The sequence below is a fragment of the Nonomuraea candida genome (assembly GCF_000725485.1).
In the GTDB taxonomy this organism is placed as follows: Bacteria; Actinomycetota; Actinomycetes; order Streptosporangiales; family Streptosporangiaceae; genus Nonomuraea; species Nonomuraea candida.
On record NZ_JOAG01000027.1, the window covers coordinates 93,804 to 107,622 of the forward strand.

The 13,819-nt window shown below is 71.2% G+C and carries 12 protein-coding genes; 3 read left to right on the plus strand and 9 right to left on the minus strand.

Annotation, left to right across the window (positions count from 1 at the left end; genetic code table 11):
* Positions 1 to 40: 40 nt before the first annotated feature.
* Together IO39_RS25320 and IO39_RS25325 are read right to left on the minus strand one after the other, a co-directional pair.
* The gene (locus IO39_RS25320) at positions 41 to 1,555 is read right to left on the minus strand and encodes an FHA domain-containing protein (protein WP_043627939.1); all 1,515 of its coding nucleotides are present in this window, start codon (positions 1,553 to 1,555) and stop codon (positions 41 to 43) included.
* Between the two features lie 344 nt (positions 1,556 to 1,899).
* Positions 1,900 to 3,036, minus strand: a complete 1,137-nt coding sequence (locus IO39_RS25325; RefSeq protein ID WP_084773469.1) for a site-2 protease family protein — start codon at positions 3,034 to 3,036, stop codon at positions 1,900 to 1,902.
* A 115-nt stretch (positions 3,037 to 3,151) separates the two neighbouring features.
* Here IO39_RS25325 and IO39_RS25330 point away from each other — a divergent pair, with 115 nt between their 5' ends.
* From IO39_RS25330 to IO39_RS25340, 3 genes are all read left to right on the plus strand, one after another.
* Entirely contained in the window at positions 3,152 to 4,012 is an 861-nt protein-coding gene (locus IO39_RS25330; RefSeq protein ID WP_043627943.1) for a RecB family exonuclease, read from the plus strand.
* A gap of 76 nt (positions 4,013 to 4,088) precedes the next feature.
* Positions 4,089 to 5,435, plus strand: coding sequence for a sensor histidine kinase (locus IO39_RS25335; RefSeq protein WP_043627944.1), 1,347 nt, complete (start codon positions 4,089 to 4,091; stop codon positions 5,433 to 5,435).
* Complete coding sequence (locus tag IO39_RS25340) at positions 5,432 to 6,115, plus strand: response regulator (protein WP_043627946.1); 684 nt, start codon at positions 5,432 to 5,434, stop codon at positions 6,113 to 6,115. Before IO39_RS25335 ends, IO39_RS25340 begins: the two co-directional genes overlap by 4 nt.
* A gap of 153 nt (positions 6,116 to 6,268) precedes the next feature.
* Here IO39_RS25340 and IO39_RS25345 read toward each other — a convergent pair whose 3' ends face one another.
* From IO39_RS25345 to IO39_RS25375, 7 genes are all read right to left on the minus strand, one after another.
* On the minus strand, positions 6,269 to 7,255 hold the full coding sequence (locus IO39_RS25345) for an ABC transporter ATP-binding protein (RefSeq protein ID WP_245642241.1): 987 nt from the start codon (positions 7,253 to 7,255) through the stop codon (positions 6,269 to 6,271).
* Positions 7,256 to 7,287: 32 nt separating this feature from the next.
* On the minus strand, positions 7,288 to 8,313 hold the full coding sequence (locus IO39_RS25350) for an ABC transporter ATP-binding protein (protein WP_043627950.1): 1,026 nt from the start codon (positions 8,311 to 8,313) through the stop codon (positions 7,288 to 7,290).
* Entirely contained in the window at positions 8,310 to 9,323 is a 1,014-nt protein-coding gene (locus IO39_RS25355) for an ABC transporter permease (RefSeq protein ID WP_043627952.1), read from the minus strand. The genes IO39_RS25350 and IO39_RS25355 overlap by 4 nt, the downstream gene beginning before the upstream one ends.
* An 84-nt stretch (positions 9,324 to 9,407) precedes the next feature.
* Positions 9,408 to 11,042 carry an ABC transporter substrate-binding protein gene (locus IO39_RS25360; RefSeq protein ID WP_245642215.1) on the minus strand — a complete coding sequence of 545 codons (1,635 nt, stop codon included), beginning with the start codon at positions 11,040 to 11,042 and terminating at the stop codon, positions 9,408 to 9,410.
* A gap of 183 nt (positions 11,043 to 11,225) precedes the next feature.
* The gene (locus IO39_RS25365) at positions 11,226 to 12,218 is read right to left on the minus strand and encodes an ABC transporter permease (protein ID WP_043627956.1); all 993 of its coding nucleotides are present in this window, start codon (positions 12,216 to 12,218) and stop codon (positions 11,226 to 11,228) included.
* A 240-nt stretch (positions 12,219 to 12,458) separates the two neighbouring features.
* A complete protein-coding gene (locus tag IO39_RS25370) occupies positions 12,459 to 12,983 on the minus strand; it encodes a hypothetical protein (RefSeq protein ID WP_043627958.1) in 525 nt (174 codons plus the stop codon).
* Positions 12,984 to 13,082: 99 nt separating this feature from the next.
* Complete coding sequence (locus tag IO39_RS25375; RefSeq protein ID WP_043627960.1) at positions 13,083 to 13,727, minus strand: HAD family hydrolase; 645 nt, start codon at positions 13,725 to 13,727, stop codon at positions 13,083 to 13,085.
* Positions 13,728 to 13,819 lie beyond the last annotated feature (92 nt).

A 13,819-nucleotide genomic window follows, 5' to 3' on the forward strand; every position in this document is an offset into this window, starting at 1 on the left:
CCCGGAGCGGTGCCGGGGGCGCGGGCGGTGGCCGGGGGTGCTAGCCCCGGTGCGCCTCGAAGCGGAGCGTGCGGGAGACGCCCACGCGCACCGTGGTGCCGGGGGCGATCGTCACGGGCTCGTTGGGCGGGATGTCGTAGAAGTTGGGGTCGCCGGGCGGCTGGATCTGGGTGCCGTTGACCGAGCCCAGGTCCACCAGGTTGACGTCCCATCCGTCGAGCGCCACCCGCAGGTGCCTGCGCGAGACCGATCCGTCGGGGCTGGTCACCTTGGCGGGCCTGGCGGTGCCGCCGGCCACCTCGGGCGCCCGCTCCGGGTCGCGGCCCAGCAGGTAGTCGCTCTCCAGGGGCAGCGCCGTGCCGTCGTCGAGGACGAGGACGCCGAGCGAGGGGCGCGGGCCCTTGTAGGGGACGAGGGTGCGCTGCACCAGGGCGATGCCGCAGACCGCGCAGTAGGGCACGCGGGGGTCGTTGAAGTGGTCGTTCTTGCAGTCGACGCCGTAGACGAGCGGCCGGTCGCCGTGGTCGCCCTGCTGCTCCTGCTGCGGCGGCCCGGGGTGGTCGAACTGGTCGGGCGGGCCGAGCACGGGCGGCGCGGGCTGGTCGTAGGGGTCGGGCGGGCCCAGGTGCTGCTGGGCCGGTTGCTCGGCGAGGCCGTTGCCGGCGGGCTGCGGCTCGTCGTAGGAGGAGTAGTGCTGCTCGGGCAGGTGCGGGGGCTCCTGCGCGGGCTGGTAGGGGCCCTCCTGGTAAGGGGATTCCTGGTAGCCGGATTCGTGGTAGGGGGAGTCCTGGTAAGGGGAATCCTGCGGCGGGTGGTAGGGGGGCGGCTCCGGCGGGGTGTGGTAGGAGGGCGCCTCGGCGGGGGGCGCGGGCTGGGGGCCGGAGGGCGGGCCCGGCACGATCGGCGGCTGGTCGGGCATCGGGTAGGGGGGACGCTCGACGGACTGCTGCGCGGGCGGCGGGGCCGGCTGCTGGGCCGGCTGCTGGGCGGGCGGCTGGATGAGGTCGGGCTCCAGGTGGACGCCCGTGGCCGGCATCTCGCTCGTCAGCGGCCGGGAAGGGGCCGGCGCGGGGGCCGCGGGCCGGTCGGTGAAGTCGCCGGCCAGGCCGCCGCCGTGGACGACGCCGCCGTCGAAGCGGACCGCGGGGTGAGGGCTGCCGGCGCCGGGCAGGCTGAGCTCGACGCGCTCGACGGGGCCGTTGACGAGCCGGTCGGCCCAGGTGAGCGAGTCGCTGCCGGCCAGCCGGGTCTCGCCGCCGGGGGTGGCGACGGCGGCCGAGGCCGAGCCGCTGACCAGGACGGCGACGCCGCCGCCGACGGGGCCCGCGACGGCGCAGGTGACCGGGTCGCCGGCCATGTTGGCGGCCAGCACCTGGGCGGCGCGGCGGGCCAGGGCGCGGCCGTCGCCGCCGGACGCGGCCGTCTCGCGCAGCGCCTCGAGCAGGTCGTCGGCGGCGGCCTCGCCCGCGTCGCACACCAGCAGCAGCCCGCCGACGTAGGCGACCAGCCCGTCTCCAGGAAGCGGACGCACCACTCCGAAGCCTTGGTCGCTCATGCGTCCTCCCTCATGACGACCGTGCTGCGCTCATGGGTGCCCTCGCTGCGCTCGGTCACTCAACTCTCCTCCCCGGAAGCCGGCGTTGTTACGGCACCCGCACTGCCGTGCCGGCCACCAGCCATACGCATACCCAGACGACGAGGCGGTGTCGCGGGCCCCTCGTCTCGATTCGGTGAACCGGTGGACCGCAACAAACCCCTTAACTGTGCAAGTTTGGCCAAACAGCACACTATCGGCCAGTCATGGCATCGATGAAATCGCACGGGGGGATCGGCTCCGGCCACCCGAAACTGCTGGACACGACCCTATCGAGGGGCCGCCCCTTAAACGAGTGGGACAAATCAGACGCCGCTGAAAACCCTGTTCACATCGGCGGTGGAGAGCACCCCGTAGATCTGCCCGCCGTGCTCGACGAGCAGGTATTCGCTGCCGGGCGCCTCGCGCATGGCCTCGATGAGCGCCTCCCCCGTCAGGTCGGCCGCGAGCACCATGCCGGGCCCGAGCGACTTGGCGACGGAGGCGACGTTGACCCAGGGGCGGCGGTGCTGCGGGGTGGCCTCGACGGCGGGCTCGCTGACGATGGCCAGCGGCTTGCCGTCGTGGTCGACGACGACGAGGGCGCCCGCCCGGCTCTCGGTGGCCTGCCGCAGCGCCTCCGACAGCGGCGTCTCCGACGTCACCGGGATCGCCCGGCGCGCCAGCGAGCGCGCGTTGACCTGCGGCATCCTGGCGCGGATCTTGGCCACCCGCAGCGACTGGCTGGCCCCCATCCAGATGAACGAGGCCAGCACCAGCGGCCAGACCAGGTCGGCGATGTCCAGCTCCCGGCCGCCGGAGAAGGCGGTGGCGATGGGCATGGCGACCAGGAAGACGGCCAGCGCCCGCCCGCCCCAGGCGGCCACGACGGTGCCGGAGCCGGGGTTCTTGGTCAGCTTCCACACGCCGGCGCGCAGCATCCTGCCGCCGTCGAGCGGCAGGCCCGGCAGCAGGTTGAACACGCCGACGATGAGGTTGGCCACCCACAGCTGCCAGATCAGCACCTCGGGGATGCCGCCGTCGTTGATGAGGTAGACGTCGGCGGCCAGGCCGAGCCCGCCGAGCCCGAGCGAGAGCACCGGGCCGGCGGCGGCGACCATGAACTCCTTGCCCGGGGTGGGCGGCTCCTTCTCGATCTCGGAGACGCCGCCGAGCAGGTAGAGGGTGATCCGGCGCACCGGCAGGCCGTAGGCCTTGGCCAGCACGCTGTGGGCCAGCTCGTGCAGCAGCACCGACACGTACAGCAGCACCGCGAAGACGAACGCCACGGCGTAGGCGACGGCGCTGTCGAGTTCGGGCAGCATCTGCCGCACCTGCGGCCCGAACATCATGGTGATGAAGGCCGCCACGATGAACCACGTCCAGGAGACGTAGACCGGAATGCCGAAGGGCTTGCCCATCCGAAGACCGGAGAACTCCTGCCGCGGGCTCTGCTCGCTCACCGTACTCCTTGTACGTCCATTACGTGCTGTTGCTGCCTTGATGCTACGCGCCGGATCACGTGATCCTCGTCCCGCGGGCGTTATTCTGTCGGGAGCTTGACCTAGAGTGCGGTGCATGACGTTGACCGAGCCGGTGATCATCGGAGCTCTCTCCCCGTCCCGGGCGGGCGATTTCATGACGTGTCCGCTGCTCTACCGCTTCCGCGTGATCGACCAGCTTCCCGAGAAGCCCTCCCAGGCGGCGGTGCGCGGCACGGTGGTCCACGCGGTGCTGGAGCGCCTCTACGACCTGCCGGCGCCGCGCCGCTCGGTGGAGGCGGCGCTGGAGCTGCTCGGCCCGCAGTGGGAGCGGCTGCTGGCCGACGAGCCGCTCTACGCGGGGATGTTCGCCGACGAGGCGGAGCAGGCGCAGTGGCTGGGGCAGGCGCGGGAGATGCTGCGGCGCTACTTCACGCTGGAGGACCCGACCCGGCTGGAGCCGGCCGAGCGGGAGCTCTACGTGGAGGCGGTGCTCGACGGCGGGCTGATGCTGCGGGGTTACGTCGACCGGCTCGACGTGGCGCCGACCGGCGAGGTCCGGGTGGTCGACTACAAGACCGGCAGCGCGCCGGGCCCCGACTTCGAGGCCAAGGCGCTGTTCCAGATGAAGTTCTACGCGCTGGTGCTGTGGCGGCTGCGCGGCAGCGTGCCGCGGCTGCTGCAGCTGGTCTATCTGGGCGGGCAGGGCGAGGTGCTGCGCTACGCGCCCGACGAGGCCGACCTGCTGGCCACCGAGCGCAAGGTGATGGCGCTGTGGGCGGCGATCGAGCGCTCGCTGGAGACGGGCGAGTGGCGGGCGCGCCGGAGCCGGCTGTGCGACTGGTGCGACCATCAGGCGCTGTGCCCGGAGTTCGGCGGCACTCCCCCGCCGGTGCCCGACCGGCAGCCGGGCGACACGTTGCGCGGCAGCCGCCGCTCGGCCACCGACGAGCTCTGACCCGTCGTCCCCGCGAGGGGTCAGATCCTCCCGAGGGAGGAGGTTGCGGGATTTCACCTGGTCTTACAGTGAAGCGGTGCGCATAGATCGGAGCAGGCTCCACGACACGGTGTTCGCCGGGGTGGTGGCCACGGCCTCCGTGGTGCTGTTCGTCCTCTACGGGCCCGACCGCCTGCGGGCCGACGGCCTGACGATCGAGGGCCTGCGCCAGCCCGACGCGTTCGGCGCGCTGCTGCTGGTGGGTGCGTGCGCGCCGATCGCGGTGCGCCGCCGCTGGCCGCTGGGGGCGCTGTGCGCGGGGCTGGTGCCGCAGACGCTGCTCAACGTGCTGGGCTACGGCACGGGCATGGCGGCGCTGTCGGGCATGGTGCTCCTGTACTCCGTGGCCTCCTACCGGGGGCTGGCGCTCGCGCTGGCGGCGCTGGTGCTGTCGCTGGCGGCCTACGTGGTGGGCGCCGTCGCGGGGCCCGTCAGGGGGGTGGGCTGGAACGAGTACATCGTCGTGGCCGTGGTGCTGGTGTCCGTGTGGGGGGCCGGGCGCAGCCTGCGGTTGCGCCGGGCGTACCTGGAGGAGCTGAAGGACCGGGCGGCGCGGCTGGAGCGGGCGCGTGCGGCGGACACGCGGGCGGCCAGGGCGGAGGAGCGCTCCAGGATCGCCCGTGAGCTGCACGACGTGGTCGCCCACCACGTGAGCGTGATGACGGTGCAGGCCGCGGCGGCGCGGCGGGTGCTGGCCTCGGACCCGGAGCTGGCGCGCGAGGCGTTGTCGGCGATCGAGCACACCGGCCGGCTGGCGATGACGGAGATGCGCAACATCGTGGGCGTGCTGCGCACGGACGCGCGGGCCGAGCTGGGGCCGCAGCCGGGGGTGCGGGACCTGCCGGCGCTGGTGGAGCAGATGCGGGAGGCGGGGCTGCCGATCCGGCTGCGGGTGGAGGGCGAGCCGGTGCCGCTGCCGGCGGGGGTGGACCTGGCCGCCTACCGGCTGGTCCAGGAGGGGCTGACCAACAGCCTGCGGCACGCCGGGCCCGGGGCGGAGGCGGTGGTGACGGTCCGGCACGGGCCGCACGAGCTGGACGTCCGGGTGGCGGACGACGGCCGGGGCATGGCCGACGCCCGCGGCGACGCGAAGGCGGACGCGCGAGCCGGCGCGAAGGCGGAGCCGAGGACCGGCACGAAGGCGGACGCGCGAGCCGGTGCGAGGGCCGAGGGGAGAGCCGACGGCCGGGCCGGCGCGAAGGGTGCGGCGGCGGGGCCGGACGGGGATGTGGAGGCCGGCGGGGGCAGGTCCCGGCCGCCGGGGCATGGCTTGGTGGGGATTCGCGAGCGCGTGGCCCTCTATGGTGGAATCCTCAGCATCGGTCCGCTACCGGGGGGCGGTTTCGAAGTGCGGGCGAGGTTCCCGTTGAAGGACGGCCAATGACGATCAGAGTGCTGCTGGTGGACGACCAGCCGCTGCTGCGTACCGGATTCCGCCTGATCCTGGAGGCCGAGCCGGACATCACGGTGGTGGGCCAGGCCGGGGACGGCAAGGACGCGCAGGAGCAGACCAGGGCGCTGCTGCCCGATGTGGTGCTGATGGACATCCGGATGCCCGGGGTCGACGGCATCGAGGCGACCCGCCGGATCGTGCGGGAGGCGGCCCCGTCGGCGCACGTGCCGAAGGTGCTGGTGCTGACGACGTTCGACCTCGACGAGTACATCGTGGAGGCGCTGCGGTCGGGGGCGTCGGGGTTCCTGCTGAAGGACGTGCCGCCCGACGAGCTGGTGCAGGCGATCCGGGTGGTGGCGGCGGGCGACGCGATCGTGGCGCCGAGCGTGACGCGGCGGCTGCTGGACCGGTTCGCCACCCGGCTGCCGTCGGCCTACGAGCAGGCGGCGCCCGCGCGGCTCGACCGGCTGACCGAGCGGGAGCTGGAGGTGCTGCGGCTGATCGCCAAGGGCATGTCCAACGCGGAGATCGCGGCCAAGCTGGTGGTGAGCGAGACGACGGTCAAGACGCACGTCGGCAACGTGCTGACCAAGCTGGGGCTGCGCGATCGGGTGCAGGCCGTGGTGCTGGCGTACGAGACGGGGCTGATCACGCCCGGCGCCATCTCCTGAGACGGCCGGCATGACGCGCCGGGCCTGAGGCCGGCATGACGCGCCGGGCCTGAGACGGCGGGCGTGAGACGGCGGGGTGGGCATGAGACGGCGGGCATGACGCGGCGGCCGCCCGGAGGGGCCGGGCGGCCGCCGCGATCGTGCCCGCGCGGGTCAGCCGGCCGTGGCGGCGGGCGCCGGCGTCTGGTCGGGGGCGTTCTCCGGGAAGTGGCAGGCCACCTGGTGGCCGGTGGCCAGCTCCGCCAGCGGCGGCTCGACCTTCCGGCAGATCTCCTGCGCCTTCCAGCAGCGGGTGTGGAAGCGGCAGGCGGGCGGCGGGTTGAGCGGGCTGGGCACGTCGCCGGTCAGCCGGATGCGCTCGCGCTCCTTGCGCGCCTTCGGGTCGGGCACCGGCACGGCCGACAGCAGGGCGTTGGTGTACGGGTGCATGGGCACGGAGTACAGGCTCTTGCGGTCGGCGACCTCGACGATCTTGCCGAGGTACATGACGGCCACCCGGTCGCTGATGTGCCGCACCACCGACAGGTCGTGGGCGATGACGACGTAGGTCAGGTCCAACTCGTTCTGCAGGTCTTCCAGCAGGTTGACGACCTGGGCCTGGATGGAGACGTCGAGCGCGGAGACCGGCTCGTCGGCGATGATCAGCTTGGGCTTGAGCGCGAGCGTGCGGGCGATGCCGATGCGCTGCCGCTGGCCGCCGGAGAACTCGTGCGGGTAGCGGTTGTAGTGCTCGGGGCTGAGCCCGACCAGCTCCAGGATCTCCTGGACGGCCTTCTTGGTGCCCTGCTCGGTCTTGATGCCCTGGATCCGGAACGGCGCGCCGACGATGGCCCCGACGGTGTGGCGGGGGTTGAGCGACGAGTACGGGTCCTGGAAGATCATCTGCATGTCGCGCCGGAGCGGCCGGAGCCGGCCCTGGCTCATGTGCGTGATGTCCTCGCCCTCGAAGACGACCTTGCCACCGGTCGGCTCCAGCAGCCGGGTCACCAGCCGCCCCGTGGTGGACTTGCCGCAGCCCGACTCGCCCACGAGACCGAGCGTCTCGCCCTTGAAGACGTCGAAGCTGATCCCGTCGACCGCCTTGACGGCGCCGACCTGTTTCTTGAACAGGCCCTTGGTCACGGGGAAGTGCTTCTCCATGTCCCGTACGGACAGAAGCGGCTCGTTGTCACTCACTGGGTCTCCAGCACAGGCTTGATCTCGTTCTCCCACAGGCTCTGCCGTTCGGCGCGGTCCAGGTGGCAGCGCACCAGATGGCCGCCCTCGGTCTCGGCCAGGGCGGGGACCTCGGTGTCCGCCTTGCCCTTGGTGCGCTCGGCGTACGGGCAGCGGGGATGGAAGGCGCAGCCGGGCGGCACGTTGATCAGGGACGGCGGCGAGCCCTTGATCGGCAGGAGCCGTTCGGTGGGCTCGCGGTCCAGGCGCGGCATGGAGCCCAGCAGGCCCCAGGTGTAGGGGTGCTCGGGCCGGTAGAAGATGTCCTCGGTGGTGCCGTACTCGACGCACTTGCCGCCGTACATGACGAGGATGTCGTCGGACAGCTCGGCCACCACGCCCAGGTCGTGCGTGATGATGATGAGCGCCGAGTTGAACTCGCGCTGCAGGTCGCGCATGAGGTCGAGGATCTGGGCCTGCACGGTCACGTCGAGGGCCGTGGTGGGCTCGTCGGCGATGAGCAGCTCGGGGTCGCACGACAGCGCCATGGCGATCATGGCGCGCTGGCGCATGCCGCCGGAGAACTCGTGCGGGTAGCTGTCGACGCGCCTGGCCGGCTCGGGGATGCCGACGCGGCCGAGCATGTCGATGGCGTGCTTGCGGGCGACCTGCTTGGAGACGTCGTTGTGGATGCGGTACGCCTCGATGATCTGGTGGCCGACCGTGTAGAACGGGTGCATCGACGACAGCGGATCCTGGAAGATCATCGCCATCTTCTTGCCGCGCAGCCGCCGCACGTGCTCGGAGGAGGCGCCGATGAGCTCCTCGCCGTCGAGCCAGATCTCCCCCGACAGCCTGGCCCGGCCGCCCTTGTGCAGGCCCAGGATGCCGAGGCTGGTGACGCTCTTGCCGGAGCCCGACTCGCCGACGATGCCGAGGGTCTTGCCGCGTTCGAGGCCGAACGACAGCCCGTCGACGGACCTGACCAGGCCGTCGTCGGTCGGGAAGTGGATTTTCAGGTCCTTGACGTCAAGGAAGTTCACGAAAGCCTCACCCTCGGGTCGACCACGGCGTACAGGAGGTCGACGACCAGGCTCGCGACGACCACGAATCCGGCGGCGACGAGCACGACGCCCATGACCTGGGGCAGGTCCTGGTTCCTGATGGCCAGGATGGCGAACTGGCCCAGCCCGGGCAGAGTATAGGTGGTCTCGGTGAGGACGGCGCCGCCGATGAGCAGGCCGAAGTCGATGCCGAACAGGGTCAGGAGCGGAGTGAGCGCGGCGCGCAGGCCGTGTCTGACCACGACCTGGTTCTCGCGCAGGCCCTTGGCCCTGGCGGTGCGGATGTAGTCCTCGCCCATCGTCTCCAGCATGCCCGCGCGGGTCAGCCGCGCGTAGGTGGCGGCGAACAGGAACGCCAGCGTGATCCACGGCAGCAGCAGGTTGTAGGCCCACTGCGCGGGGTTGACGGTGAAGTCCGTCCAGGCGCCGCCGGGCGGTGTCCAGCCCAGGCCGTAGCTGAAGACGACCAGGGAGATCATGCCGGTGAAGAAGATCGGCAGGGACACGCCGGCCAGGGCGGTGCCCATCGAGAGCCGGTCGAAGAAGCTGCCTCTGCGCAGCGCGGACAGCACGCCCACGCTGATGCCGGCCAGCACCCACAGGATCGCGGCGCCGATGGCCAGGGAGAAGGTCACCGGCATGCGGTCGACCAGGTCCGGCCAGACGGGCTGCCCGCTGATGAAGGAGTAGCCGAAGCAGGGCGCGGGGCACTGCTCGACGCCGGCGCCGTAGTCGTACTCGGCGCCCGCGACCAGGCCCTTGACGAACCTGCCGTACTGCACGACCACCGGGTCGTTGAAGCCGAGCCGCTCCGCGATCAGGGCCACGGTCTCCGGCGTGGCCGCGCGCCCGACGTAACGCGAGGCGAGGGCCTCGGGTGTCGCCCCCGCCCATTGCGGCACCACGAAGAAGATGCCGAACGTGACCATGCTGATCACGATCAGCATGGCGACGGCGCCGATCAGACGCCTGATGATGTATGTGACCACCGCTGTCGGCCGGGTGGCCCGCCCGCCGCGGGCGGGCCACCCCTGCCTTCACCTGCCTTCGCTAGATCCCCGAATCTCGCCCGGTCACTCGACGCCGAGCAGGACGTAGTCGTACATGCTCTGGCCTTCGTTGTAGGCGAGGTTCGTCACGCCCTTGCCGCGCATGAGCAGCGACTTGGCCCACACCACGGGAAGGATGGAGGCGTCCTCCATGACCTTCTTGTCGACCTCGACCCACAGCTTGGCGCGGGCCGTGGCGTCGAGCTCGGCGGAGGCCTGGTCGATCAGCTTGTCGACCTCGGGGTTCTTGACGCTCAGGTTGTAGTTGCCGGCGTCGCGGATGGTGCGGCTGTCGACGATGGCCTGCATGAAGCCGTAACCGTCGGGCCAGTCGGAGCCCCAGCCGTGGGTGGCCAGGCCGATGCCGTTCTCCTTGACGTAGTTGACGTTGCCGGCGTAGTCGGAGAAGTAGGCGGCGGAGGGGAAGCCCTTGAGCGTGAGCTTGATGCCGACGCGGGCCAGCGCCTGCTGCATCGCCTCGGCCAGCGCCTTCTCGCGCGGGCGGTCGGAGCGGAAGGTCATCGTGGTGGCGAAGCCGTTGGGCTGGCCGCACTCGGCGAGCGCCTGCTTGGCCTTCTCGACGTCACCCTTGTTCTCGGGGGTGGCGTACAGGTCGAACTTCTCCTGGCCGACGATGGGCGGCGGCATCACGTTCGTGGCGATCTCGCCACCGGCCACCGGGCCGCCGAAGGCGGTCTGGTTGGCGACGCGGTCGGCGGCCCACATGACGGCCTTGCGGCAGGCGATGTTGTCCAGCGGCTTGTTCTCGGGGATGACCGACACGTACCAGAGCCTGGGGATCGTCGGGTTGTCCGTACGGGCCTTCAGCGCCGGGTCGGGCAGCACCTTGCCGAGGGCGGCCGGCTGCATGCCGGTGCCGGGGATGTCGAGCTGGATGCTGCCCGAGATGAGCTGGTTGTCCAGGTCGTCGGCGTTGACGTTGAGCTGCACCTCGATGCGGTCCGGCAGCGCGGGACGGTTCGGGTCGGTCGCCGGGTCCCACTGGTCGTTGCGGACCAGGGTGAAGCGCTTGCCGATCTCGTTCGTCTCGAACTTGTACGGCCCGGAGGAGACGACCTTCTCCTTGTACTTGGCGCCGGTGTCCTTGTCCTTGGGCACCGGGGCCGTCATCGGCATCTGGACGACGTAGTCCATGGACGCGAACGGCTTCTTCAGGTGGAAGACGACCGTGGTGTCGTCGGTGGCCTCGACCGCCGACTTGTAGTCCACGTCGGGGGTCTTGTAGACGCCCTTGAAGTCCTTCGGCCAGTCGAGCAGCTCGTTGAGGTAGGAGGGGCCGTGCGGGAAGGTCTCCTTGTCGAAGGAGCGCGCCACCGCGTACGCCACGTCCTTGGCCGTGATCGGCGAGCCGTCCTCGAACTTCAGGCCGCTCTTGATCTTGTACGTCCAGGTCTTGCCGTCGGGGCTGGGCTGGCCGAGCCCTTCGGCCAGGTCGGGCACCACCGTGTTGCCGTCAGGGCCGGCCCCGGTCTTGTACGTCGTCAGCGTCCGCCAGTAGTACCGGCCGAAGTTGAACGAGTAGCCGTAGTAGGTGTCGGCCGGGTCGAGGCTGTCCCAGTCCGCGGAGTGGGCCGCCTTGAGCGTGCCGCCCTTCTTGGTGGACGGGTTGTACGTCTGCGTGAGGGCGGTGTTGGCCACGGGTTGCGCGCCACCGCCCGCCGCCGACTGGGCGGGCTGGCTGGGAGTACCGCCACCTCCGCCGCCACAGGCGGAGAGCACCAAGGCGAGTGCCGCTGTCGCGGCTCCTGCCAGTGCGTGTTTCCTTCTCATTGACTAACCCCTTGGTGAGTGGGATGCGGGGGATGAAGTGCCGGCGGGTGCTCAGTGCGCCCGCGGGTCGAAGGCGTCCCGGAGACCGTCGCCGAACAGGTTGAACGCCAGGACGGTGATGAAGATCGCCAGACCCGGGAAGAGCACGAAGTGGGGCAGTGTGTAGAAGCGGACCGCCTCGGAGAGCATGCCGCCCCAGGTGGGGGTGGGCGGGTTGATGCCGACGCCGAGGAAGGACAGCGCGGCCTCGAACAGGATGTTGGTCGGGATGAGCAGGGTCGCGTAGACCAGGATCGGCGCCATCAGGTTCGGCAGCACCTCGCGGAACAGGATGTAGCCGTGGCGGGCGCCGAGGCTCCTGGCCGCGTCCACGAACTCCCGTTCGCGCAGGGAGAGCGTCTGCCCCCGGACGATGCGGCCGATGCTGGGCCAGCTGAAGAACCCGATGATGAAGATGAGCATCGCGATGCGCAGGCCGTCGCCCTCGAGCCCGAACCCCTCGTTGGGCATGACGCCCACCAGCGCGATCGCGAAGACCAGCAGGGGGAAGGCCAGGAAGACGTCCATGATGCGGCCGATGATCTGGTCGACCCAGCCGCCGAAGTAGCCGGCGACGACGCCCATGACGGTCCCGATGATGACCGACACGATCGTGGCGAGGAAGCCGATGAGCAGCGAGATCCAGGCGCCCGCCACGATGCGGCTGAAGACGTCGCGGCCGTTGACCGGCTCGACGCCGAGCAGGTGCTCGGCGCCCATCCCGCCGAAGGTGCCCTTGGGCAGGAGCGTGTTCTGGTCGATCTGGTCCTGGTGGAACTCCAGCGGGGGGTGGCCGAACAGGGAGATGATCGGCGAGGAGAAGACCGCCACGAGGATCAGCAGCACCACGACGACGCCGCCGCCGAGCGCGATCTTGTCGCGGCGCAGGCGCATCCACGCGATGCGGGTCAGCGACCTGCCCTGGATGGCCTTGCCCGCTCCCACGAGCACGGACTCCGGATGCGCCTCCGCAGCGGAACCGGAAACGTCTAGCGGTGCGGTCATGCCGAGATGCCCCCTGGTACAAGACAACGCTGTCTTAACGCGTGGTTGACTTCAGACCGCTGCTCGCGGACCTCAGGAGGCAGAATCTATGGCCTGAGCTGCGCTGACTAGCCCCTCAGGCCGCTATGTGGCTAATCTGTGATTGACGCGAAACTCATTCGTATCGATCTTGAATGATTGGTCGTGAATGCGTCCCGGTTGTGTCTCGGAACCGTGACATGCCGCTCCGGCGCCGGTGGTTCAGCTGATGCCGCGGCGCTTGAGGAGCTCCTCGATGTCGGAGAAGTCGTCGTCGGCCTTGGCCGCCGGCTTGGCCGCCGGCTTGCCCGCGGCGGGCGGCTGCTGCTGCGCCACGGCCGGCTGCTGGGGCCTGCCCGCCGCGGCCGGCCTGGCCGGGGCGCCCTGCGCCGGGCGCGGCTCGGCCGCGCCGGTGTCCTTCTTCCTGCGGCCCGCCGACAGCTTCCTGCCGCGCAGCACGCCCGACACCACGAACAGCACCGCCGACAGCCCCGCCACGGCCACGCCCGCCCACACGGCCGGGTTGAACACCAGACCGGTCACGAAGCCCACCACCGTGGCGCCGATCGTCCACAACGACCGCAGCGCGTCGGTCAGGTAGGCCGCGACCGGCAGCAGCGCCCACGCCGTCACCCGCAGGCCCGCCGCCGCTCCCCTGCGCCGGAAGGCCAGGAATGCCAGCACCAGCCCCGCGATGGTCGCGCCCGCGCACAGCGGCAGCCAGGCGATCGCCTCGAAGTTACCCATTTCGCCGCCCCCTCGTCATCGCTTCGTGCCCTCCATCCTGGCACGCGGAGACTCGTTCGCCTCCTCCGCGAGAACCACTTGTCCCTTAGGGGTAACGCTTCAGGACGGCAGAAGATCCCTGAGATCGGCGACCCCGACCTCCGTCAGGGACGACACCACCAGGCGGCCCGGGGCCGGCTCGACGGGCAGCAGGCTGGGCACGGCCACGACGGCGCAGCCGGCCGCGGTGGCGGCCGCCACGCCGTTCGGGGAGTCCTCCAGCACCACGCACCGCACCGGCTGCACTCCGAGCAGCCTGGCGGCCGTCAGGTAGGGCTCGGGGTCCGGCTTGGTACGGGTGACGTCGTCCGCGGTGACGATGACGTCGAAGCGGTCTCTGCCGACGCTCTTGAGCACGGCGTCGGCGATCTCCTTCAGCGACGAGGTGACCAGCCCCACCGGCACCCCCTCGTCGCGCAGGGCGTCGAGCAGCTCGGAGGCGCCGGGCATGACCCGCACCCCGGCCGTCAGCCGGGACACCATCCCGGTGACCATCCACTCGCGCACCGTGCCCGGCGGCACGTCCGCCCCCGAGACGGCCAGCATGTAGTCGACCGTGCGCTCCATGGAGCCGCCGACCAGGTGGGCCTGGTGCTCGGCCGTCCACTCCGCGCCCAGCCGGGCCATCACCCCGGTCTCGATCTCCAGCCAGACGCGCTCGCTGTCGACCAGCAGGCCGTCCATGTCGAAGAAAGCCGCTTGCACTGTTCCCCCCGATGAATGCCGCCGCCCGCCGATGCTGCCCGCTCCGGCGGAACGGCGGGCGGAATCGTCCCCGCCCGCGGGTGAACGGCGCC